The organism is Pseudomonas sp. 05N434, assembly GCF_056396965.1.
This window is the reverse complement of sequence record NZ_JBFTMK010000815.1, coordinates 1-1,508: the sequence shown is the minus strand read 5'-3', so window position 1 is coordinate 1,508 and position 1,508 is coordinate 1. Positions and strand designations below refer to the sequence as shown.

The window sequence follows — 1,508 nt, the reverse complement described above, 5'->3', positions numbered from 1 at the left end:
GATCAGGATACACTCCTCGACCAGGGGGCTCAGAAAACGCAATATAAAGCACGCTAAGACAAATGCTGCGGCGGCCGCTGATGGATGTCCACCTCGCGCCATTCTTTAAGTAAGACTTGCCTCCGACGAGGGTAGCGCTCGGGCTTTACTCTCAAAGCAGATATGCGATCAGTCCTAAAGTGACGGAACTCTTGCCGTAGTTCGCACCACCCGGCAAGCATTCGAGCATGATCAAAATAGCCCAGCGCAACGGGCCAAATCGTTCTCTCTGAACTAGCTCCCTTCAGATCTAGATACTTGATTATTACCTTATGCTCGACTCGAATGGCCCTTCGAATCTGCGACAGATCGATGGCCTCTAATTCTGTTTGATCCCCTTTGCCAACCACCAATGAATTGGTATCAAGTGCGGTCCGCAGGTCTTGGGGTAAAACAGAAGCTATTTTTGACAATGCTCCTTTTGCGGCACTACTCAGTTGAAGGTCAGCACGCTCGGACACCCAGCGAGAACCCAAGACAAGGGCCTCTATTTCCTCCTCGGTAAACATCAATGGCGGGAGCATAAAGCCGGGGCGTAAAACGTAACCAAGTCCTGGCTCGCCTTCAATGTTGGCACCTTGCCCCTGAAGCGTTGCGATATCTCTGTAAAGCGTACGAACGCTTATCCCCAGTTCTTTGGCCAAATGATTGCCAGTCACTGGAAAACGATGGCTTCGCAGGGTCTGAATCAGATCAAATAATCTTTCGGTGCGAGACATAAGTGGCTTTGTTGGTGGTGTGATCTCAACGAGATGCTGCCATCATTTGGCAGCAAGTCAAAGAACTGATTGCCATCAAACTCTGGGGAAGGCTACTGAAGGCCATTTGGATCATGCTGATAGCGATGTTCAACGGAAACGACCTGATAGGAAGAGCTTTCCTGGCAGGCTGATGAGAGCAGACGCAACGCACGCATCACTACTGACACTTTCTGTCAGTATGCAGGAAGACAATGGCAGTGTTGATCACTAAACAAGGAGCTAAAACCATGCGTCTTCACTACCATCCCGCATCAACTTGCAGCCGCCGAGTGCTGATGGCCGCACATTACCTCGAAATCAAAGTCGATCTCGTGCTGGTGAATCTGTTCAATGGGGAGCAGAACTCTCCTGAATTTCTGAAACTTAACCCGAATCATCGGGTTCCGGTTCTCGAACATGATGGATTTGTTCTTTGGGAGTCTTACGCCATCATGCAGTACTTGGCGAATATGACCCCTAGCCAAACTATTTATCCCATCGAACCCCGTGGCCGTGCTGACGTTAACCGCTGGCTTTTTTGGTGTGGGCAGTATTTCATGCCGGGCGTCGGCATTCTTAACTGGGAGAACTCGATCAAGTCTTTGGCTGGAATTGGTTCGCCCGACCCCAGTGAGGTCGCTCGCGGAGAGCGGCTTGTGACTGAAGCTGCGAAAATTCTTGATGCGCACCTTAGTAATCGAGAATGGATTTGCGACACCGGTCTTTCAC

Annotated in this window: 2 protein-coding genes; one reads left to right on the top strand and one right to left on the bottom strand. The window is 50.4% G+C overall.

Translation table 11 applies throughout. The features are described from left to right. Positions 1-53: 53 nt before the first annotated feature. On the bottom strand, positions 54-758 hold the full coding sequence (locus AC1DLB_RS29705; protein ID WP_111453339.1) for a helix-turn-helix transcriptional regulator: 705 nt from the start codon (positions 756-758) through the stop codon (positions 54-56). A gap of 269 nt (positions 759-1,027) precedes the next feature. On the opposite strand from AC1DLB_RS29705, the gene AC1DLB_RS29700 reads away from it, so the two are divergent. Next, positions 1,028-1,508, top strand: a 481-nt coding sequence (locus AC1DLB_RS29700) for a glutathione S-transferase family protein (protein WP_477786254.1), incomplete at its 3' end; no start/stop codon positions are given.